This is a genomic window from Methylobacterium sp. D53M (assembly GCF_053345625.1).
The window spans coordinates 1-20,552 of record NZ_JBKFAL010000031.1 but is presented as its reverse complement, the minus strand read 5'-3'; the positions used below and the strand labels follow the sequence as shown (position 1 = coordinate 20,552).

Genomic DNA, 20,552 nt, shown 5'->3' with positions numbered 1-20,552 from the left:
ATACCTGGGAGCGAACCTTTCGGGTCGGCTGCGACGTTCGTTCGGATGGGCCATTCGAGCGATCCGTCAGTGCCCCACGCTCTCGTCGTCGTCGGCGACGATGACATCCTCGAGGATGCGGGCTTCCTGACCTTCGCGGCCAGCGACGGCGACACGGCCATGGAATCGCTGGACCATGAACACGCCGCCATCGAGGTGGCCTCTTCACACGTTCAGCCAGGACCGGACGATATGCCGGAGGAGGCGCGCTTCATCGGCAAGCCCTTCAACGGCGACATGCGTCTTGCGAACCGATATGGTTGTGCAAACGCAGCGTCGAGATGGCGGTAAGCGACGTTCTGCCATCGACCTGCCGCGGTCGGGCGGCGTCAAACACGCCGCACCGCTTGCATCGGCGAGACTTGGCCGGAAGCCAACCGGCAACTTTCGGTCCGACTGGCGGAGAACAAGGCGCTCGGTCGCATCCCTATGCCGACACGATGTCCGACGGTTGTTCCTGATGTTCGGTCCTTGCCGTCCGCCCTTCACCCGGCCCATGCAGGTCAGCGCCGGCGGTCTCGGGCAGGAGCAGTGCCGCGCAGAAGGCGATCCCGTAGGCGCAGAGGGCGCAGGCTCCCATCGCCGTACCCAGCGGCAGGCTTGCGGACAGGATGCCCACCGTCGCCGGTACGACCGAGCCGAAGCCGCGGCCGCCCCCGAGGCAGAAGCCCTGGCCGCTGGCCCGGATCGAGGTCGGGAACAGCTCCGCGAAGGTCGGTAGCATGCCCGAGGCCAGGGCCCCCTGGAACGCGCCCAGGAAGAAGCTCAGGACGATGGTCGTGGTGAGGCCGATCGGCGCGAGGAGAAGGATCGCGACGTTGCCGGACTGCAGCACCAGGAAGGTCATGAAGGCGGGGCGGCGGCCGATCCGGTCCGACAGCCAGCCGTAGAGAAGCGGCCCGACGAGGGAGCCGAGGATGTTCATCGCGAGATAGCCGGTGCTCGACTTGATCGAGAGGCCGAGGGCGGTGCGCAGGTAGGTCGGCAGCCACGTGATCATCACGTAGGCGCCGCCGAAGATGCCGGTCGACATGATCGCGGCGGCGGCCGTGCGGCGCAGGTGCCGACCGGTGAAGATCGTCCAGAACGGCGGCGGCACGGCGCCGTCGCGCTGCGCAGCCCGCGCCTCGGCGTAGATGCCGGATTCCGGGACGAGCCGGCGAATGAAGAAGACGAGCCCGGCCGGGATGATGCCGATGGCGAAGAAGACGCGCCAACCCGTCTCCTCGGAGAACAGGGACGCGATGACCGGAAGCAAGCTGACCGAGATCGCGTAGCCGACCGCGTAGCTGCTCTGGACGGAGGCCGCGACGCGCCCGCGCAGGGCCGGCCGGATCACCTCGCTGATCAGGACCCCGCCCACCGCGGCCTCGCCCCCGTAGCCGAGGCCCTGGAGGAAGCGGACGAGGGCGAGGGACCAGAAGTCGCTCATGAACGCCGCCAGGCAGGTGAAACCCGCGACCATCAGGATCGTGAGCTGCAGGATCCTGACCCGACCGATCCGGTCGGCCAGGATGCCGGCGGCCCAGCCGCCGACCGCGGCCCCGGCGAGGGACGCCGTGGCGAGGTATCCGGCCTCGGCCTGCGTCAGGCCGAGCGTCGCGATCAGCGCCGGGATGACGAGGGCGTAGATCGTGGTGTCCATGGCATCGAGGCCGAACCCCGCGAAGCAGGCCCAGTAGGTTCGGCGCTCGGTCTGATCGAGCGTGTGGTACCAGCCGAGCTTCATCATGACGCGTCTCCTCCGGCCATACGGGATCGTGCGCCGCTCGGGCTGCCGGCCGGGCGGGCTGCACGGTTCGGCCGGTGCCGTCTCTTCGCGGACGGTCGCCGGCCTCTGTCTTGTCGTTCGTCAGTCCTGCGGATCGTCCACGTATTCGAGGCCGGCGGCGGCCAGCGGCTCGCGCATCGCGTAGATGTCCAGGCCGAGTTCGCCGGCCGCGAGCCGGGCGCGCTTGGCGACCTCGTTGGCGGCCCGCGCATCCGCCTGCGCGGCGACGGCCGCGGCGTCGGCGTGGGGCACGACCACGACGCCGTCATCGTCCGCCACGATCGCGTCGCCCGGCCGGACCAGGGCGCCCGCGCAGACTACGGGGACGTTGACGCTGCCGAGCGTCGCCTTGACCGTGCCCTTGGCGGAGATCGCCCGCGACCAGACCGGGAAGCCCATCTCCTTGAGGGTGCGCACGTCGCGGCAGCCCGCGTCGATCACCAGGCCGACGCCGCCGCGTGCCTTCAGCGAGGTCGCCAGCAGGTCACCGAACATGCCGTCGGTGTTGTCGGTCGTGCAGGCCACCACCAAGACGTCGCCGGGGCGGCACTGCTCGATGGCCACGTGGAGCATCCAGTTGTCACCGGGCTGCGCCAGCACGGTCACGGCGCTGCCGGCGATCGCGGCGCCCTCCCAGATCGGGCGCATGTAGGTCTTCAGGAGGCCGGTGCGCCCCTGGGCCTCATGGACCGTGGAGACGCCGTGCCCGGCGAGTGTCGCGGCGACGGCCGGCGCGACGCGGGGGATGTTGCGGACGACGACGGTCCTCATGCCAGTTCCTCCAGCGTCATCGGGAAGAGGCGCTGATAGGCCTCTCCGTAGGTCATCGCCGTGCCGGAGTTGCGGCCGCCCTGGACGCCGCGGTTGAGCGCCACGCGGGTGTAGTATTCCCAGAGGTGCTTCTGGGCGGCGAGCACCTGGAAGGCGCGGAACTTGGTCTCCCACACGGCATCGATGTTCAGGATGACCTGGGGCTTGAAGTTGCACTGCTCCGGCTGGTGCGGCTCGAACAAGAACACGGGCGGCGCAGCGTAGCTGCGGTCCGGGTCCGGCTTGTGCCCGGCGGCCTGGGCGATCACCCGCGCCTCCTGCGCCACATGGGCGGCGACCGGATGGTCGAAATTGTAGGGGTCCTCAAGGGCGTGGGTCAGCACGAAGGCCGGACCCTCCTCGCGGTAGACGTCGACGAGCCGGTCGAGGACGGCCTCGCCGACGCGCAGGGGATAGTCGCCGACGTCGAGGAACTCGATCTCGGCGCCGAGAATGCCGGCCGCCTCCTCGGCCTCGGCGCGGCGCTGGGCCTTCACGTCCTCGATCTGCACGCCGGCCTTCTTCCAGGCCCATTGGCTCTCGCCGCGCTCACCGAACGACAGGCAGACGATCTTCATCCGGTAGCCCTTGCGCGCGTGCAGGGCGATGGCGCCCCCTGCGCGCCAGACGAAGTCGCCCGGATGGGCTGTCACGACGAGGCCCGATCGCGCTGCGGCCGCCATGTCTCATTTCTCCCGAAGCGTGCGTCGATGCCCGCACGCACTATTGTGCATACAGAGTTATCGCCGCCCGACCGAGCAAACAAATGATTAGATTGAGGCTATTGATGCGCATAATCGAATAATGCCTGCAGATTCCGGCACGCCGGCGCGCTGCCACCCGACCGGGCCCTGCCGGGAGGCAGCGCGGTTCAGAGCGCGTTGAAGTACGCCTCAATCATCCGGGCCAAGCTCTCCGCCACCGGTGACAGAGTGTGATTGCGACGCGTCACAATGCCGATCGTCCGCGCGATGCTCGGCGCCCGGAGCGGCACGGCGACGATCTTTCCCTCGTCGGCGGCCTGAAAGGCGAGGCGCGGCACGACGGTCACGCCCAAGCCCCCGCGCACCATGCCGATGGCGGTGGCCACGCGGTGCACCTCGTAGGCCCAGGTCACGTCGGCGAAGCGTCCCCCCAGCCCCGCCGCGATGAGCAGGTTGTTGCCGGTCTGCTCCCCAATCTTGATGAGGATCTCACGGTCCAGCTCGGACCACGTCACCACCTTCGCGTTGGCGAGGGCGTGATCGGCCCGGCACACCAGCACGAAGGCTTCCTGGTGGATGGGGGTGATGTCGAGATCGTAGTGCTGCGCCGACATGATGGTGATGCCGAACTCGGCCTCGCCCACCCGCACGCGCTCGATGATCGCAGTGGCCGATTGATCGAGGACGCGCACGAGCACGCCCGGGTGGGCAGCGCTGAAACCCCGCAGGATGACGGGAAGATGGTGGCCGGCGATCGTCGGCAGGCAGCCGAAGCGGACGAGGTCCTGGCTCTCGCGGCCTTGCCGCCGCAGGGTTCCGAAGATCTGGGAGAGCTCGTCGACGATGCGCTGCGCGCTCGGCAGAAGCTCGACGCCGGCGGGCGTCAGCGTCACCTGCCGCGTCGTCCGCGCGACGAGCCTGACGCCGAGTTCGTCCTCCAGCTTCTTCAGGCGGTGGCTCAGCGCCGCCTGAGAGAGGCTGAGGCTGGCCGCGGCCCGGTTGAAGCTTCCCCAGTTGGCGATGCTGAGGAAGGCCTGAAGGCCCAGGAAGTCGATCCGCTCCATCACCCCTCGCCGTCGAAACGCGGCGCCAGCATTCGCACGGACGAAGAGGCCGCCGCTACGGATCGGCCCGCTGCCGGGCGACCATAAGGCGACGCCGCGAATGCCGCCGAGGCTCAGGCGAAGAGGCCGGTGCAGACCGCGCGCATGTCGGGGACCGCCTCCAGATTCCGGACGGCGGACACAATTCGCCCGGCCCGGTCGCGCGGCAGCCCGGCGAAGTCGGCGCAGCCCTCGAACTTGGCCACGGTGTCATCGAAGCTCATCGGTTTCTCCGGACTGCCCCGGGCGAAGTCGCCCTGCCCTGAGAAGGCTCGCCCGTCCGTCAATCGGACCTCGACGTAGCTGCGCATCTTGTCGGCGCCGGCCGCGTCCGCGTCCGGGTTGTTGTAGAAGTCGACCCGCGCGACCATGGCCTGCAGTTCCGGCCGGTTGACCACGTCGTCCTGGAACTGCCCGAGCCCGGCCTTGCCGAGCACCAGCAGCACGGCCATGCAGTATTCCATGCTGAACTTGGCCTGCAGGCCCGTTCCGGGCCGATGGTGGATCAGCGTGTTGAGCATCTGCCGATTGGTGCCGATCCGGACCTGAGCCACCTCCTGCGGACGGATGCCGTGCCGCGCGATGAGATCCGCCATCACGTCCATGGCGGGGTGCGTGAGCGAGCCCGAGGGATACGGCTTGATCGACACGCCGGGCGAGAGCAGCGACCACGGCCGGCCCAGGCGGCCGACGATCGCCCCGGGATCCCAGCCGCCTCCGAAGGCGGCAAAGAAGCCGCGCTTGGCCTCGAGGATATCCTCGGCCGCCGTCCAGCCCAGGGCCGCGAGGTCGGCCGCCACAATGCCCGCCTCGGCGCTGTGGCCGGCCTGGAACGGCTTGGTCATCGTGCCGAAATTCTCGCGCAGGCCGCCGGCCTCCGCGCCGGCCACCCCGAAGGCGTTGCGCAACTGCTTGGCGTCGAGGCCGCGCAGCTTCCCCGCGGCCGCCGCCGAGCCGAACACGCCGCACATGCTGGTGGAGTGGAAGCCGCTCTCGTAGGAGCGGGGCGCGATCGCCTCGGCAAGCTTCGTGGCGACCTCGACACCCAGATGATAGGCCAGCATGAAGTCGCGGCCGGACCTATTCAGGGCTTCCGCCAGTGCCAAGGCGGGGGGCAGGGTCGGCACCGTGGGGTGGGTCAGCAGACCGTAGACGCGGTCCTTCGCGGCGGCGAGCTGCGTGTCGTCGAAATCGTCGGCGTGGATGGCGACGCCGTTGGCGAAGGCGGCGAAGCGCGGGGCGGCGTGCTGGTCCGTGCCGAGCACGGTGGACAGCCCGTTCAGGACGCCGAGCTCGGCGAGGTAGCGATGCACGATCGGGCCGGTCTCGGCCTTCTGGCCGGCGATGGCGAGGCCGAACGCGTCCAGGATGTGCTGCTTGCCGAGCGCGATCAGCTCCGGCGGCAGGTCCTCGTAGCGGGTCGCGACCACGAAGGCGGCCGTTTCCGCCGTCACCCCGGCGGCGCCGGCCGGCGCGTCGGCGGCGAAGGCTCGTCGGGATGCGTCGGGCAGAAGGCTCATCCCGGCGCCGAGGGCCGCCAGGCCGGACAGGAATTGCTTGCGGCTCAACGTCATCGACGGATCCTCCTGGCTTTAGCTCGTCGCGTGGCGCACCGTCCCCGACGCCCCCGGGTTCGCTCAGCTCAGGCGCAGTAGCCTCGCGACGTCGCGCATGGTCCCGACCGTCTCGAGGGCGAGGACGGTTTCGATCAGCCGGGATGTTTTGTCCGCGCCGAGGACCGGCGCCATCAGGTCGCGGCACTTGGTGACCACCTCCGCGCGCGGCATCGGGTTGTCGGCCGTGCCGCGGACCGCCAGCACCTTGTCGGACAGGACCGTCCCGTCGTTCAACGCGATCTCCACGATGGCGGCGCGCGCCGGTTCGAGGCGCTCCAGCTCGTCGCTCGGGATCAGCTGCACTTTGGCGCGCAGACGCAGGACCATCGGGTCGGCCATGCGGTCCTTATCGTGCGCCGCCTGGAACGAGGCGCTGCCGTCGAGCAGCATGATCGCCACCATGTGCTGGAGGCAGATGTCGGGCATGTCGCGATTGTCGACCACCCGCGCCTCGGTGTGGGCCACGCGCACGATCACCGACTGGATCGTCCCGGGATCGATGGACCGCCGCCGCAGGATGTTGCTGAGAGCATCGAGCGGCGCCTGGATCGGGGAGCCCACCGTCCATTTCTTGATGTTGGTGCGGGTGATCTCGTAGCGCTCGCCGAGGCCGGCCGTCAGCTCGTCGAGGTGGGCATCGGGCGCGTAGGCCAGGAAGTAGTTGTCGGCACCCGAGAAGATGTCGTCGATGCCCGTGCAGCCGGCCTTCACCATGAGGGCCGCGGTCAAGCCGCTGCGCGCGGGCATGCCGGCGAACACGAAGGACTTTTCGATGTGCTGCGTGTCGCGAGTCCAGGCGCCGATGCCGGAGGATTGCTGGGCGGCGTAATCGAGGACCCAGCGCATCTGCTGCGCGTCGAGCCCGGCGGCGCAGGCGGCCGCCGCCGCGGCCCCGAAGGCCCCCGCGATGGCGTGGGTGCTCTTGTGGCTGGTGTTGCGGAACGGGATTGCGTCGAAGCTGAGGGTGACCCGTGGGCCGACGTCGTAGCCCAGTGTCACGGCGCGCAGGAAGCGCGTGCCGTCGATCCCGAATTTCTCCGCGGCGGCGAGCGCCGCCGGCACGATCGGCGCGCCCGGATGCGACTGCGAGAACTCGTTCGAATCGTCGGTCTCGTCCGAATGCGCCAGCATGCCGTTGACCAGCGCCGCCACGAGCGGGTCGGCCGTGGCTCTGGAGGCGACGAGCGTCGCGTCGCCGGAGCCGCCGTAGGAGGCCGCGAAGCTGTAGGCCGCCTTGGCCGGCAGCAGGCCGGAGCCCGACACCATGGCGGCGAAGGTGTCGAGGATATGGTGCTTGGCCGCCTCGATGACTGCGTCCGGCAGGACCCGGTCCCCGGCCTCGGCCATGTAGGCGCTGAGCTTCGCCATGACCGGACTGATCGTGCCTGCGGCCGCCAGGGCGCGCAGCGGCACGGTCCCCAGGATGGCAGCGACGCCGACGCCGCGCAGCAGGGCCCGGCGGCTCGCCTGCATCGGATTGGTTCTCGGTGACATCGGGACTCCGGGCGGTTCGTGCAGCGCGCGGCTCAACCGCGCTCGGGGATCGGCGAGAGGACGGGCTCGCCCGCGAAGAAGGCGGTGAGGTTGGCCACGACCTGACCGATCGTCGCCTCCAGGGTCTCCGGGGAGCGCCCGGCGATGTGGGGCGACAGCACGACGTTCGGCAGCGCGCACAGCGCCGCCGGCACCTCGGGCTCGCCCTCGATCACATCGAGGGCCGCCCCGGCGAGGCGGCCCGCCCCCAGGGCCTCGATCAGGGCGTCGGTGTCCACGACCGAGCCGCGCCCGACATTCACGAGGAAGCCGCCAGGACCGAGGGCGTCGAGGGCCGCGCGGCCGACGCAGTGGCGGGTCGCGGCGCCGCCCGGCAGCGCCACGAACAGCACGTCCGCCCAGGCACAGAGATTGCCCAGGCTCGGCGCGTAGTCCCACGGCGCGTCAGGGACAGGCCGGCGGTTGTGGTAGCGAACCGCCATGTCGAAGCCGGCGCAGCGCCGGGCGATTTGGCTGCCGATCCCGCCAAGCCCCAGGATCCCGGCGCGCTTGCCCTGCGCCCCCGGCCGGGCGGTCCCGCCCTCCCGCCAGCGGCCCGCCCGCACGGCGGCATCGAAGCGCGGAATGTCGCGCAGCACCGCCAGGAACAGGCCCAGTGCGTGATCGGCCACGCAGGCCGCGTTGGTGCCGGTGCCGTGCGTGATGACGATCCCGCGCGCCCGGGCCGCCGTCAGGTCGACACCCTCGTAGCCGACGCCCTGCGCGCAGATGATGCCGAGATCCGGCAGTGCGTCGATCAGGGCGGCCGGGATCGGCGTCGTCCCGTTCGTCACGATGGCCCGGATGCGTTCGCCCGCCCGCGCGGCGACCTCAGCGCGGGCCTCGGACGTGAGGGCTTGATGGACGGTGAAGTGCGCCTGCAGCCGGTCGAGGGCGAAGGCCGCGAGGTCGATCGCCAGCAGCACGTCCGGCCTGAGCACGTCCGCCTTGTCCCGTGATGCTTCACTGCTCATGTGCTTCGCCGCCTCGGAGGTTCACGGGGTCGGCCCGACGGGGATCCGGTGCAGGCGGTCGGGTCCGAGTTCGGACAGGGTGTTCGCGCCGAGCAGGCCCATGTTGCGGACGATTTCGTCCCTCAGGATCGCGATCGCGCGCTCGACCTCAGGCTGGCCGCCGACAGCAGCGGCGTAGAGGAACGGCCGTCCGACGAACACGAAGGCGGCGCCCAGCGCCAGCGCCTTCAGCACGTCGGTGCCGCGGCGGAAGCCGCTATCGATCATCACCGGGATCGTGCCGCCGAGCGCCGCGACGACCGCCGGCAGGGTGCGAAAGGGCGAGACGGTCGCGTCGAGCTGGCGGCCGCCGTGGTTCGACAGGATCACGCCGTCGGCCCCGAGATCCCGGGCCACGACGGCGTCGGCTGCCGCCATGATCCCTTTGATGACGAGCCGGCCGCGCCAGCGCGCCCGCACCAGCCGCAGGTGGTCCCAGCACAGGTGGTCACGGTTGCCGAAATCCCGCAGCACCGAGGCGGACAGGATCGGCGCCCCCCGCACCGCGTAGGAATTCTCGAAATGCGGCATGCCGTGGCGCACCAGCGTGCGCAGGAACGTGCCCGCGGTCCAGCGCGGGCGCGAGAGCCCGTCGAGGGCCAGCCGCAGGCTCGGCCGTAGCGGCGTCGAGAAGCCGGTGCGGGTGATGTTCTCGCGGTTGCCGGAGATCACGGTGTCGACGGTCACGACCAGCGTGCCGAAGCCCGCCCGGGCCACCCGGTCGACCAGGGCGGCGATCCGGTCGGGCTCGGCGGGCAGGTAGGCCTGGAACCACGCGTCCGGGTTGTGCGGGATCACGTCCTCCATGCGGATGAGGGAGGAGCCGCTCATGATCATCGGCACCCGCGCCGCCCGCGCGGCGGCAGCCAGCACGATGTCGCCGCGATAGGCGGCGAGCGCGCTCAGGCCCATCGGGGCGATGCCGAACGGCGCGGCGTAGTCCCGGCCGAGCAGCGTCCCTGCGGCCGTGCGTGCCCCGACCCCGACGAGGACCCGCGGCACGAACCCGACCCCCTGCAGTGCCCGCCGATTGTCGTCGAGCGCCGCATTGGTCTCCGCGGCGCCCGCGATGTAGCCGAACACGGGCCGCGGCAGGTGTCGCCGTGCCGCCGCCTCGTAATCCGCCAGGGCCAGCGCGACGGGCTTGCCGCGCCGGCGCGTGCCGGCGGCGGTCTCGGCCGCCGCCGTGCCGGGGATCGCTTCCGTGTGGCCGGGCAATTTCTGGGCGCCTGACGCCATCGATCTTCCGTTCGGTGCTGGGCCGGTTGTCCCGCCGCCCGCAAGACAGCTAAGTCTGAGCCCATACTTCACAAATGTGTAAGATTGGCAGCCCACTGTCTATAGGTGTAGGCCTCCCGGCGCCGTCAAGGCATGCGTCGAAAGACGAAGCGGGGCACCCGTTCAAGCGTAGGACATGCGACAGAGCCGAGTCTTGCGGATCGCCCTCTCGCTGCGGACGGAAGCGGGCTCTAAACATAGGCGGTGCCGGGCTCCATCAGAAAATTCATATCCGTGCATTGCGGCCGCATCCGCGGCGAGCCATCAAGGTCGTCGGAGTCAAGCCGGAGGACGCCGATGAGCCGCGACTGCCTCGCCCCGAAAGTCCCCGAGCCGCCGGACGTCGCGCTGCCGGACGGCGCCTGCGACAGCCACACCCACGTGTTCGGGCCCTACGCCCGCTACCCCCTCGCGGAGGACCGCAGCTACACGCCGCCGGAGAACGACGGCGCGGCCCTGCTGCGTCAGCTCGACGCCATGGGTCTCGCGCGGTGCGTGATTGTCACCGCGAGCGCCTACGGGGCCGATAACCGCGCCATGCTGGATGCACTCGCGCTGGCCCCTGGTCGCCTGCGCGGCGTCGCGGTCCTGGCCGAAGGAGTCGCCGAGGCCGAGCTCGATGCCTTGACGGAGGCGGGCGTGCGTGGCGTGCGCGTTAACCTGTTCCGGCGGGACGGCCGGCAGGTCTACCGGAACGGCATGGGGCTGGAGGTCCTGAGGACGCTCGCGCCGCGGCTGAAGGCCCGTGGCTGGCATCTCCAGGCTTGGCTGCACGCGCCGGACCTGCCCGAACTCTGGCCGGCGCTGGCCGCTTGCGGCATGCCGGTGGTGATCGACCATATGGGCCGCATGAGCACGGCCCGGGGCGTCGATGATCCGGGCTTCGCGCTGCTGTGCCGTCTCGCGACGGATGGCGCTGCCTGGACCAAGATTTCGGGGGCGGACCGCCTCACTGTCGCCGGTTCTCCCTACGGCGACGTGGACGCCTTCGCCGCCGCCCTGATCGCGGCCAATCCGGAGCGCCTCGTCTGGGGCAGCGACTGGCCGCACATCAACTATTTCGGCGGCGCGACCGACCGGGGCGTCCCGTCGGATGCGGATCTCCTACGGGCGCTGCGGCGCTGGACGGATGACCAAACCCTGAGGCGCGTCCTGGTGGACAACCCGGCCGCGCTCTACGGCTTCCCGTGAGCGGCGATGCTACCGGGACCCCGCGCCTTCCGGTATCAACGGCCGGTCGGCGGGCGGACAGGCCGGATCATGCGTTTCATAGATGTGAATAATCGTTGCGCGGTGCGGGCCTCGTGACCGTGCGCGCGGACATCCCGCCCGAGGCGCAGGGCGCGGCCGTCAAGTCGGCCCGCCGCGTGATCGAGGTGCTGGAGCATTTCGATCGCGTCCAGTGCCCGCAATCGCTCACCGAGATCGCGCTGGCGCTGGGCTACCCGGCCTCCAGCACCCTGGCCCTGCTCAAGAGCCTGCTCGCCCTCGATTATCTCTCGTACGACTTCGAGCGTCGCACCTACAGTCCGACCATGCGGGTGGCGATGCTCGGCGCCTGGGTGCAGGCTTGCGTGTTCCGCGACGGGGTGCTGATCCGCCTGATGGAGGCACTGCAGGAGGCGATCGGTGAGACGGTCGTTCTCGGCATGCAGAACGATCTTCACGTGCAGTACATCCATGTCGTCCAGGCGCGCCATCTCCTGCGCTATCACCTGCACCCCGGCACGTTCCGGCCGATCCACTCCACGGCCGCCGGGCGCATGCTGCTGGCGCACCAGTCCCGCGACGCGATCGCCCGCCTCGTCCGGCAACTCGACCGGCGCGCCGGGGTGACGCTGGACCTGGATGCCTTCTGGGACGGCCTCCAGGAGGTCCGCGCCGCCGGCTTCGCGTGGTCGGCCAATCAGGTGACCGAGGGCGCCGGGACCATGGCGGTGCTCGCACCCAAGATGGCCGACGGGCGGGCCACCGTCCTCGGCGTCGCCGGCCCCCTGTCGCGGCTCGAGCCGAACCGGGAGCGAATCCTCACGAGCCTGCGCACCATCGTCAGTCCGCCTCTCGTCGATCTCAAAAATTCACGGTTGTAAATTTTCGGGAAATGAGCGACCCTCCGGTCAACGCACGCCGTTGCGCCGGATCCCGCGGGATCCGCGCCGGACAGACGGGAGGAGACGGATGACGAGCGGCATCGCCGAGCTTCGGGGGAAGCGCTACGATCTCGATCTGCCCTCGCTGCGCGATCGGGTCTCGCCGGAGGAGTGGGAGGCGCGGATCAACCTCGCGGCCTGCTACCGGCTGGTCGCCCTCTGGGACATGACCGACATGATCGCGAACCACATCTCGGTTCGCGTCCCCGGTGAGCCGGAGCACTTCCTGATCAATGCCTACGGGCTGCTCTACGAGGAGATCACGGCCTCGAACCTCGTGAAGATCGATTTCGACGGCAACATCGTCGACAAGCCCGATTTCGACTACGGCGTGAACCGCGCCGGCTTCGTGATCCACAGCGCGGTCCACCGCGCCCGGCACGAGGTCGATTGCGTCATCCACACGCACACACCGGCCGGGATGGCGATCTCCGCGATGAATTGCGGGCTCCTGCCGATGACGCAGACGGCGATGCGCTTCTCGACGGTCGCCTACCACGACTACGAGGGCGTGGCGGTCGATCTCGACGAGCAGAAGCGCATTGTGGACGACCTCGGCGACGCCGACCTGATGATCCTGCGCAACCACGGCCTGCTGGTGGTCGGGCCGACCGTGCCGCAGGCCTTCAGCAACATCTACCGCGCGGAACTCGCCTGCAAGGCGCAGCTGATGGCGATGGCGGCGAGCACCGACCTCGTCCTGCCGTCGGATGAAGTCATCGCCAAGACCAACCACCTCTACCGGCCGGAGGTGCGCCGCCCGTTCGGCGTGCTCGAATGGCCCGCGCTCCTGAGGAAGCTCGACCGGATCGACCCGACCTACCGGGATTGAGCGCCATGGCCACGGCTCACCCGGGCACGGTGATCGAGACGCTGGCCGCCTACGCGGCCTCCGAGAAGGAGCGCCGCTTGCCGGAGGACGTGCTGCACCACGCCAAGCGCGCCCTGATCGACTGGTTCGCCGCGCTCCTGCCGGGCGCCGGCCTTCCGCCCGCGACCCTGCTGGCCGCGGCGCTCGCGGACGAGTTCGGGGCGGCCGGCGGCGCCGTGGTGTACGGCACCGGGCGCCGGGCGCCCTTGCGTACGGCGGCGCTGATCAACGCCACCGCCTCGCACATCATCGAGTTCGACGACATCTTCCGCGACGCGATCTACCATCCGGGTTGCCCGGTGATCGGCGCGGCGCTCGCCGCCGCGCAGACGGTGGGCGCCGCCGGGGCGGCGCTGCTGCGCGCGATCGTAGTCGGCTACGAGGTCTCGACGCGCATCGGCGTCGCCGTGCAGCCCTCGCACTACCGCTACTGGCACACGACCGGGACGATCGGCACCTTCGGGGCCGCCGCCGCGACCGCGTCCCTGCTCGGCCTCGACGCGGGGCGCTTCGCCCACGCGCTGGCCACCGCCGCCACGATGGCGGCCGGGCTCCAGCAGGCCTTCCGCTCCGACGCCATGTCGAAGCCGCTCCATGCCGGGCACGCCGCGGAGGCCGGGGCCCTCGCCGCCCTGGCGGCGGGCCGCGGCGTCACCGGCGCCCTCGACGTGCTGGAGGGTGAGGCCGGGTTCGGGGCGGCGATGAGCCGGGGCGCCGAGTGGGGGCACGCCGTCGATGATCTCGGGCGCCGCTACAACATCTGCGCCATGACCTTCAAGAACCACGGCTGCTGCGGCCACGCCTTCGCGGCCATCGACGCCGCCCTGGCGCTGCGGCCGGATCTCGACCTCGACGCCATCGAGGCGATCACCGTGGGCACCTACCGGACGGCCCTCGACGTCACCGACAGGCGCGCGGTCGCGACGCCGTTCGAGGGGCGGTTCTCGACGCCCTTCACGGTGGCGAGCGCCCTCGTGCACGGCAGCGTGCGGCTCGACGCGGTCTCGCCGAAGCGCCTCGCCGATCCGCGGGTCCAGGCGCTGATGCGCCGCGTCGCCATGGTGGTCGATCCGGAGTGCGAGGCCGCGTTTCCGGGACGGCGCTCGGCCGTGGTGACCATCACCCTGACGGACGGGCGCCGCCTCACGCAGCGGCAGCCGACCCGCAAGGGCGACCCGGACGCGCCCCTCACCGATGACGAGTTGGCCGGCAAGTTCCGTGAACTCGCCGCACCCGCCGTGGGCGAGGCGGCGGCGCGCGATCTCCTGGCGGCCCTGCGCGTGCTCGACACGGCTTCGGCCGAGGCGGTCGCGCGGCTCGGGCTCGGATCGCCACGGCCGGACTAGGCGGACGCGCCGCCAGAACACACCCGCCAGAGCCGCGAGATCGGCCGGCGGCCTCCAGGGAGGAGAGCGCATGGACACGCGGGCAATCCCCGCCGGCCTCGCCGTACAGGACGGCATGCGGTCGGACGGGGTGACGGACCTGGAGCGTGACACGATCCGCCGGATCAACCGGCGGTTCATGCCGATCCTCGTCGTCGCCTACATGGTCTCGTTCATCGACCGGGTGAATGTCGGCTTCGCGGCGCTGACGGCCAACCGGGAACTCGGCCTGTCGGCCACCGCCTACGGCTGGGGCGCGGGGATCTTCTTCCTCGGCTACTTCCTGTTCGAGTACCCGAGCAACGTGATGATGGGCCGGGTCGGCGCCCGCTTCTGGCTGTCCCGCATCATGATCACCTGGGGCTTCATCTCGGCCGGGATGGCGCTGGTGACCGGGCCTGTCTCGTTCTGCATCGCCCGGTTCCTGCTCGGCGTCGCGGAGGCCGGGTTCTTCCCCGGTCTGCTGCTGTTCGCCTCGCTCTGGTACCCGAAGGCGTATCGCGCCCGCTGCATCGGCGTCATGCTGATCGGCATGGCGGTGTCGAGCCTCGTCGGCGCGCCGATCTCGGGGCTGCTGCTCGGCCTCGACGGGTGGCTCGGCCTGTCCGGCTGGCAGTGGATGTACATCCTCGAAGGGCTGCCGGCCGTCATCCTCGGCGTGCTGCTGCTGTTCGTCCTGACCGACACGCCCGACAAGGCCGAATGGCTCAGCCACGCGCAGCGGGACTGGCTGCGCCGCACGCTCGCCGCCGAGCCGGTCCGGGCGCACGCCGCGCCGAACGTCTGGACGACGATCCGCGACCCGCGGGTGCTGTTCTACGCGCTGCTGTTCTTCAACGTCACGACGGCGAGCTACGGCCTGAGCCTGTGGCTGCCGCAGATCATCAAGGCCGCCGGCCTGACCAACGCCCAGACCGGCTTCGTGACCGCGATCCCCTACGCGTTCGGCACGCTGGCGATGATCCTGGGCGGCTGGTGGTCGGACCGGCACGCGGACCGGATCGTGCCGACCGCCGCCATGACCTTCCTGGTCGCCGCCGGGCTCGCGGCCTCGGTCTGGCTCGCCCAGCCGGTCGCGCAGTTCGCTGCGATCTGCGTGGTGATGATCGGGATCTACGGGCTGAAAGGCCCGTCGCTCGCCCTCTACACGGAGCGTTTTCCGGGGCCGGCGGCGGCGGGCTCGATCGCCATGGTGACGGCGCTCGGCAACCTGTCGGGCTTCCTGCCCCCCTACCTCGTCGGCTGGATCAAGGATGCGACGGGGCACTTCACATACGGCCTCCTGTTCCTGGCCATGGTCGCCTTCCTGGGCGGCGTGCAGGCCCTGCTCGCCCCCGCCTTCGAGCGCCGCGTCGCCGCGGCTGCGGCACGATGATGGAGCGCCCCGCGATGCTCGCCACCGACACCGCCCTCGGGGAAGCGCGCCCCGCCCTCCACCGCCGCATCGCCTCGATCCTCGGCGGGTCGGTGGGCAACCTGATCGAGTGGTTCGACCTTCACATCTACACGGCGTTCTCCCTCTACTTCGCGCCGCAATTCTTTCCCGGCGACTCGACGAACGTGCAACTCCTCAACGCCGCCGGGATCTTCGCCCTGGGCTTCCTGCTGCGGCCCCTCGGAAGCTGGATCTTCGGCGTCTACGCCGACCGGCACGGGCGGCGCACCGCTTTGAGCCTGTGCGTGACCCTGATGTGCGCGGGCTCCCTGCTGATCGCGGTCTGCCCCACCTACGCGCAGGCCGGCATCCTGGCGCCGGCCGTTCTACTCCTCGCGCGCATGCTGCAGGGCCTGTCGCTCGGTGGCGAGTACGGGGCGAGCTCCGTCTACCTGACGGAGATCGCGGATCCCCGCCGACGCGGATTCTTCAGCAGCTTCAACTACGTGACGCTGATCTCGGGCCAGTTGCTCGCGACCTTCCTGCTGGTCGTGATGCGGATCCTGCTCAGCACCGATCAGATCGTCGCCTGGGGCTGGCGCGTCCCGTTCGCCATCGGGGCAGCCTGCGCGGTCATCGGCTTCGCCCTGCGCCGGAACATCGACGAGACGGACCAGTTCCGGGCGCTCCAGCGCCGGGGAACGGCGGAGCGGCCGACCCTGCGCCTCCTGGCCCACCCGCGCGCGCTGATCCTGGTCGCCGGCATGACGGTGGGCGGCACGGTCGCGTTCTTCACCTACACCGTCTACATGCACCGCTTCCTGTCGAACTCGGCGGGTCTGTCCCGGGACCAGACGACGCTGGTCTCCTGCGTCACGCTGTTCGTGTTCGCCCTGCTGCAGCCGCTGCTCGGGGCGCTGTCGGACCGGATCGGGCGCAAGCCCCTGCTGCTCGCCTTCGGCGCGCTCGGGACGCTCGGCACCGTGCCGCTGATGACCGCAATGACGCGCGTCCACGATGCGTGGTCGGCGCTGGCCCTCCTGATGATCGCACTGGTCATCGTGTCCGGCTACACCTCGGTGAACTCGGTGGTGAAGGCGGAGCTGTTCCCGACCAGCGTGCGGGTGCTGGGCGTCGGCCTGCCCTATACCCTGGCGACATCCTTGTTCGGCGGCAGCGCCGAGTATGTCGGCCTTTGGTTCAAGCATCTCGGCCACGAGAGCCTGTTCTTCTACTACGTCAGCGCCTGCATCGCCTGCACGTTCGTCACGACGCTGTTCCTGAAGGAAGGCGGCATGGCGAGCCTCGACCCGGAGCGAGTCGCGGGTGAGCCTTCGGGCGGACGGGGACGTGATGGGCGGGGCGCCGGGCACGCCAGCCCGTCCTCCGTCTAGAGCCAAGCGCGACCGATTCCAGCTCCCCGACGACAAGAGCCACACCGAAGGACTGACCCCATGGCAGACCCCCAACTCATCGTGCAGCGGGACGGGCCGATCGGCTGGCTGATCTTCAGCAACGTCGCCAAGCACAACGCCATGACGTTCGAGATGTGGGGCGGCGTGCCCGAGGTGATCGCCGGCCTCGCGGAGGATCCGGAGATCCGCATCGTCGCGCTGAAGGGCGCGGGCGAGAAGGCGTTCGTGTCCGGCGCCGACATCTCCGAGTTCGAGACGAAGCGCGGCTCCGGCGAGGCCCAGATGGCCTACAACGCCGCCGCCGACGCGGCGACCGCGATCATCCAGACCTGCCCCAAGCCGACGCTCGCCATGGTGCGCGGCTACTGCATCGGCGGCGGCCTCGCCCTGGCGCTGGCCTGTGACCTGCGCTTCGCCGCCGAGGGCACGCGCTTCGCCATTCCCGCGGCCAAGCTCGGGCTCGGCTACCGCTACGCCGGCATGCGCCGCCTCGTCGATGTGGTCGGACCCTCGCGCGCCAAAGACATCTTCTACTCGGCGCGCCAGTTCGACACCGCCGAGGCGCTCGGCATGGGGCTGATCAACCGGGTCGTCCCCAGGGAGGCGCTGGAGGAGGAGGTCCGCGCCTACGGGACCCGCGTCGCCGCCAACGCGCCGCTGACCATCGCGGCCGCCAAGCTCGCCATCGACGCCGCCACCACCGAGCCCGGTCCGGATGCGCTCGCCGCCATCGACCGGGCGATCAAGGCCTGCTTCGCCAGCGAGGATTACCGGGAGGGTCCGATCGCCTTCCGCGAGAAGCGGCCGCCGAACTTCAAGGGCCGCTGAGCGGCGCCCGACCTTTCACGCGAAACCGGGAGATGCCCATGCCCTCCGCCCATGCGCTGAGCCGCTTCACGGTGCTGGATCTCACCCGCGTGCGCTCCGGGCCCACGGCGGTGCGCCAGCTCGCCGACTGGGGCGCCGACGTCATCAAGATCGAGCCCCCCGGGGGCGACCGGATCGGCGGCAACCGCGATGGCTCGGACTTCCAGAACCTGCACCGCAACAAGCGCAGCCTTACCCTGGACCTGAAGCAGCCCGAAGGCGTCGCCGTGCTGAAGCGGCTCGCGCGATCGGCCGACGTGCTCGTCGAGAACTTCCGGCCAGACGTGAAGGACCGCCTCGGCATCGGCTACGCGGCGCTGGCGGCCGAGAACCCCCGGCTCGTCTACGCCAGCATCTCCGGCTACGGGCAGGACGGCCCCTACCGCATGCGCCCCGGGCTCGATCAGATCGCGCAGGGGATGGGCGGGCTGATGTCGATTACCGGCGAGGCCGGCGGGGGGCCGGTGCGGGCCGGCATCGCGGTCGCCGATTCGAGCGCCGGCCTGTACTGCGCCCTCGGCATCCTGACGGCGCTCCTGGAGCGGGAGCAATCGGGCCAGGGGCAGTGGGTCCAGACCTCGCTCCTGCAGGCGCAGATCGCGCTGCTCGACTTCCAGGCGGCGCGCTGGACCATGGACCACGAGGTCCCGCCGCAGATCGGCAACCACCATCCGACCGCGAGCCCGATGGGCGCGTTCCCGACCGCCGACGGGCACGTCAACATCGCGCCGATCGGCGAGACCATGTGGCGGCGCCTGTGCGGCGTGCTGGGCCATCCCGAATGGGCCGAGGATCCGCGCTTCGCCGACCAGCCGGCGCGCAGCCGCAACCGCCACGCCCTCGCCAAGGCGATCAGCGCGGTGACGCGGGCGCGCACGGCCGCCCACTGGGTCGAGGCCCTGAACGCGGCCGAGATCGCCTGCGGCCCGGTCTACACGATGGATCAGGTCTTCTCCGACCCGCAGGTGCAGCATCTCGGCATGGCCGAGACGGTGGAGCACCCGCGCCTCGGGCCCATCGGTCTGGTCGCCCAGCCGGTCCGGATGTCCCGCTCGGGAGGGCATGTGCGCACGGCCGCGCCCGATCTCGGCGCGCAGAGCGAGGCGATCCTGAACGCCTTCGGCTTCGACGCGCAGGCGGTGGCGGACCTGCGGGAGAAGCGCGTGATCTGAAGACCCGCCAGCCCGGCGCCGAGACCGGGCGGCCATCAGGGGAGGACACCATGCCGGATCGGAGACGCCCATGGACCGCTTGAGCCTCGCCGCGGTCCCGGGCCGCGCCCCCACAGCCGCACGGGTGACGTCGAGCACCCGGGTCTTCTGGATCACCTGGGCGGGCTGGATGCTCGATGGCTTCGACTCGGCCATCTACATCTTCGTGCTGGTCCCGGCGGTGTCGGACCTCCTCGCGGCCGGCGGCATCGAGCCCGCCCGCGGCACGATCGCGCTCTACGGCGGCTACTTCTTCTCGATCTTCATGCTGGGCTGGGCCTGCTCGATGTTCTGGGGCTGGCTCGCCGACCGGATCGGGCGCGTGAAGGTGATGTGCCTGACGATCCTCGTCTACTCGGTGTTCACCGGGCTCTGCGGCCTCGCGGGCGGGCTTGCCTCCTTTGCGGTGTTCCGGTTCTGTGCGGGGTTCGGCGTCGGCGGCGAGTGGGCGGCCGGGACGCCGCTGCTCCACGAATCGGTGAGCGAGCATCAGCGCGTGCGCCTCGCGGGCTGGCTCCACACCGCGACGCCGACCGGTCTGCTGCTGGGCGCGGCCGCCTCGTTCTTGGCCCCGGTGATCGGCTGGCGGGGCATGTTCTTCCTGGGCGTGCTGCCCGCCCTTCTCGTGGTGGCGATCCGCGCCACCGTGCAGGAGCCGCCCCAGACACGGCAGGCGCGGACCAAGCCCGGCGCCGATCAGCCGAGCCTCGCCGACATGTTCGTGGGGTCGCAGGCCCGCACCACCTGGGCGGCCGGGCTGATGATGTCGTGCATCATCCTAGGCCTGTGGTCCTCGACCTACTGGGCGCCGACCCTGGTGATCAGCAAGCTCGTCGCGACGGGCTCGACGCCGGCCGCTGCGCAGAAGGTAGCGGCGATCAGCGGGATCATCACCAATATCGGCACACTGATCGGCTGCCTCGCGATGCCGTTCATCGCGACGTGGTTCGGCAGCCGCCGCAGGACGGCAGCGGCCTTCTTCCTGGGCGCCTTCACCATCAACCTGGTGGCCTATCTCGGCGCCGCCGTCTGGCTCGACAGCGTGACGCTGTTCATCGCGCTGCTGCCGCTCGTCGGCTTCTTCACCAACGCGGTGTTCGCGCTCTACACGATCTGGCTGCCCGAGCTTTTTCCGACGCGCCGTCGGGCCTTCGGATCTGGCTTCGCCTTCAGCTTCGGGCGCATCCTCGGCGCGCTCGGGCCGACGATCGTCGGCAGCCTCGTGGTCGTGACGGGATCGTATCCGGAAGCTCTGGCGATCATCTCGCTGATCTATCTCATCGGATTGCCGACAATCTGGCTGGCTCCTGAGACTGCGAACAAGGCGCTTCTTGTCTGAAAGCGGGACGGTCTCGCTAGATCCGACGGTCCTGCGCGATGACCGTACCCAGCAACCAGCCCGGGACGCCGC

Annotated in this window: 18 protein-coding genes; 10 read left to right on the top strand and 8 right to left on the bottom strand. The window is 70.5% G+C overall.

Annotated elements, in window-relative coordinates:
- Positions 1–69: 69 nt before the first annotated feature.
- On the top strand, positions 70–330 hold the full coding sequence (locus ACLBYG_RS27560) for a hypothetical protein (RefSeq protein ID WP_447683584.1): 261 nt from the start codon (positions 70–72) through the stop codon (positions 328–330).
- Between the two features lie 136 nt (positions 331–466).
- On the opposite strand, the gene ACLBYG_RS27555 is transcribed toward ACLBYG_RS27560, so the two are convergent.
- The 8 genes from ACLBYG_RS27555 to ACLBYG_RS27520 form a co-directional block, all read right to left on the bottom strand.
- Positions 467–1,771, bottom strand: coding sequence for an MFS transporter (locus tag ACLBYG_RS27555; protein ID WP_447683583.1), 1,305 nt, complete (start codon positions 1,769–1,771; stop codon positions 467–469).
- A 120-nt stretch (positions 1,772–1,891) separates the two neighbouring features.
- Entirely contained in the window at positions 1,892–2,581 is a 690-nt protein-coding gene (locus tag ACLBYG_RS27550; protein ID WP_447683582.1) for a 4-carboxy-4-hydroxy-2-oxoadipate aldolase/oxaloacetate decarboxylase, read from the bottom strand.
- Positions 2,578–3,303 (bottom strand): PIG-L deacetylase family protein, encoded by a 726-nt coding sequence (locus ACLBYG_RS27545; protein WP_447683581.1) that lies wholly within the window; start codon positions 3,301–3,303, stop codon positions 2,578–2,580. The genes ACLBYG_RS27550 and ACLBYG_RS27545 overlap by 4 nt, the downstream gene beginning before the upstream one ends.
- Before the next feature lie 188 nt (positions 3,304–3,491).
- Positions 3,492–4,388 carry a LysR family transcriptional regulator gene (locus ACLBYG_RS27540; RefSeq protein ID WP_447683580.1) on the bottom strand — a complete coding sequence of 299 codons (897 nt, stop codon included), beginning with the start codon at positions 4,386–4,388 and terminating at the stop codon, positions 3,492–3,494.
- A 113-nt stretch (positions 4,389–4,501) separates the two neighbouring features.
- Positions 4,502–6,001, bottom strand: a complete 1,500-nt coding sequence (locus ACLBYG_RS27535; protein ID WP_447683579.1) for an MmgE/PrpD family protein — start codon at positions 5,999–6,001, stop codon at positions 4,502–4,504.
- Positions 6,002–6,064: 63 nt separating this feature from the next.
- Complete coding sequence (locus tag ACLBYG_RS27530; RefSeq protein WP_447683578.1) at positions 6,065–7,537, bottom strand: MmgE/PrpD family protein; 1,473 nt, start codon at positions 7,535–7,537, stop codon at positions 6,065–6,067.
- Between the two features lie 32 nt (positions 7,538–7,569).
- Complete coding sequence (locus tag ACLBYG_RS27525) at positions 7,570–8,550, bottom strand: 2-hydroxyacid dehydrogenase (RefSeq protein ID WP_447683577.1); 981 nt, start codon at positions 8,548–8,550, stop codon at positions 7,570–7,572.
- Positions 8,551–8,571: 21 nt separating this feature from the next.
- On the bottom strand, positions 8,572–9,828 hold the full coding sequence (locus ACLBYG_RS27520) for an alpha-hydroxy acid oxidase (protein ID WP_447683576.1): 1,257 nt from the start codon (positions 9,826–9,828) through the stop codon (positions 8,572–8,574).
- A 336-nt stretch (positions 9,829–10,164) separates the two neighbouring features.
- Here ACLBYG_RS27520 and ACLBYG_RS27515 point away from each other — a divergent pair, with 336 nt between their 5' ends.
- The 9 genes from ACLBYG_RS27515 to ACLBYG_RS27475 all read left to right on the top strand — a co-directional run bounded on the left by ACLBYG_RS27515 (position 10,165) and on the right by ACLBYG_RS27475 (position 20,480).
- Positions 10,165–11,058, top strand: coding sequence for an amidohydrolase family protein (locus tag ACLBYG_RS27515; protein ID WP_447683575.1), 894 nt, complete (start codon positions 10,165–10,167; stop codon positions 11,056–11,058).
- 113 nt (positions 11,059–11,171) lie between these two features.
- Complete coding sequence (locus ACLBYG_RS27510; RefSeq protein ID WP_447683574.1) at positions 11,172–11,957, top strand: IclR family transcriptional regulator; 786 nt, start codon at positions 11,172–11,174, stop codon at positions 11,955–11,957.
- Between the two features lie 88 nt (positions 11,958–12,045).
- Entirely contained in the window at positions 12,046–12,849 is an 804-nt protein-coding gene (locus ACLBYG_RS27505) for a class II aldolase/adducin family protein (protein WP_447683573.1), read from the top strand.
- Between the two features lie 5 nt (positions 12,850–12,854).
- Positions 12,855–14,234 carry an MmgE/PrpD family protein gene (locus tag ACLBYG_RS27500; RefSeq protein WP_447683572.1) on the top strand — a complete coding sequence of 460 codons (1,380 nt, stop codon included), beginning with the start codon at positions 12,855–12,857 and terminating at the stop codon, positions 14,232–14,234.
- 70 nt (positions 14,235–14,304) lie between these two features.
- Positions 14,305–15,648 carry an MFS transporter gene (locus ACLBYG_RS27495; protein WP_447683571.1) on the top strand — a complete coding sequence of 448 codons (1,344 nt, stop codon included), beginning with the start codon at positions 14,305–14,307 and terminating at the stop codon, positions 15,646–15,648.
- Between the two features lie 14 nt (positions 15,649–15,662).
- Entirely contained in the window at positions 15,663–17,042 is a 1,380-nt protein-coding gene (locus tag ACLBYG_RS27490; RefSeq protein ID WP_447683570.1) for an MFS transporter, read from the top strand.
- A gap of 60 nt (positions 17,043–17,102) precedes the next feature.
- Positions 17,103–17,891, top strand: coding sequence for an enoyl-CoA hydratase (locus ACLBYG_RS27485; protein WP_447683569.1), 789 nt, complete (start codon positions 17,103–17,105; stop codon positions 17,889–17,891).
- Between the two features lie 32 nt (positions 17,892–17,923).
- Positions 17,924–19,102, top strand: a complete 1,179-nt coding sequence (locus tag ACLBYG_RS27480; protein ID WP_447683568.1) for a CaiB/BaiF CoA transferase family protein — start codon at positions 17,924–17,926, stop codon at positions 19,100–19,102.
- Between the two features lie 70 nt (positions 19,103–19,172).
- Positions 19,173–20,480 (top strand): MFS transporter, encoded by a 1,308-nt coding sequence (locus ACLBYG_RS27475; protein WP_447683567.1) that lies wholly within the window; start codon positions 19,173–19,175, stop codon positions 20,478–20,480.
- Positions 20,481–20,552 lie beyond the last annotated feature (72 nt).

Coding starts and splice junctions, on each gene's coding strand:
- ACLBYG_RS27485 (WP_447683569.1), top strand. CDS start 17,103: ATGGCAGACCCCCAACTCATCGTGCAGCGGGACGGGCCGATCGGCTGG.
- ACLBYG_RS27500 (WP_447683572.1), top strand. CDS start 12,855: ATGGCCACGGCTCACCCGGGCACGGTGATCGAGACGCTGGCCGCCTAC.
- ACLBYG_RS27515 (WP_447683575.1), top strand. CDS start 10,165: ATGAGCCGCGACTGCCTCGCCCCGAAAGTCCCCGAGCCGCCGGACGTC.
- ACLBYG_RS27540 (WP_447683580.1), bottom strand. CDS start 4,388: ATGGAGCGGATCGACTTCCTGGGCCTTCAGGCCTTCCTCAGCATCGCC.
- ACLBYG_RS27495 (WP_447683571.1), top strand. CDS start 14,305: ATGGACACGCGGGCAATCCCCGCCGGCCTCGCCGTACAGGACGGCATG.
- ACLBYG_RS27555 (WP_447683583.1), bottom strand. CDS start 1,771: ATGATGAAGCTCGGCTGGTACCACACGCTCGATCAGACCGAGCGCCGA.
- ACLBYG_RS27480 (WP_447683568.1), top strand. CDS start 17,924: ATGCCCATGCCCTCCGCCCATGCGCTGAGCCGCTTCACGGTGCTGGAT.
- ACLBYG_RS27520 (WP_447683576.1), bottom strand. CDS start 9,828: ATGGCGTCAGGCGCCCAGAAATTGCCCGGCCACACGGAAGCGATCCCC.
- ACLBYG_RS27545 (WP_447683581.1), bottom strand. CDS start 3,303: ATGGCGGCCGCAGCGCGATCGGGCCTCGTCGTGACAGCCCATCCGGGC.
- ACLBYG_RS27505 (WP_447683573.1), top strand. CDS start 12,046: ATGACGAGCGGCATCGCCGAGCTTCGGGGGAAGCGCTACGATCTCGAT.
- ACLBYG_RS27490 (WP_447683570.1), top strand. CDS start 15,663: ATGCTCGCCACCGACACCGCCCTCGGGGAAGCGCGCCCCGCCCTCCAC.
- ACLBYG_RS27535 (WP_447683579.1), bottom strand. CDS start 6,001: ATGACGTTGAGCCGCAAGCAATTCCTGTCCGGCCTGGCGGCCCTCGGC.
- ACLBYG_RS27475 (WP_447683567.1), top strand. CDS start 19,173: ATGGACCGCTTGAGCCTCGCCGCGGTCCCGGGCCGCGCCCCCACAGCC.
- ACLBYG_RS27525 (WP_447683577.1), bottom strand. CDS start 8,550: ATGAGCAGTGAAGCATCACGGGACAAGGCGGACGTGCTCAGGCCGGAC.
- ACLBYG_RS27530 (WP_447683578.1), bottom strand. CDS start 7,537: ATGTCACCGAGAACCAATCCGATGCAGGCGAGCCGCCGGGCCCTGCTG.
- ACLBYG_RS27550 (WP_447683582.1), bottom strand. CDS start 2,581: ATGAGGACCGTCGTCGTCCGCAACATCCCCCGCGTCGCGCCGGCCGTC.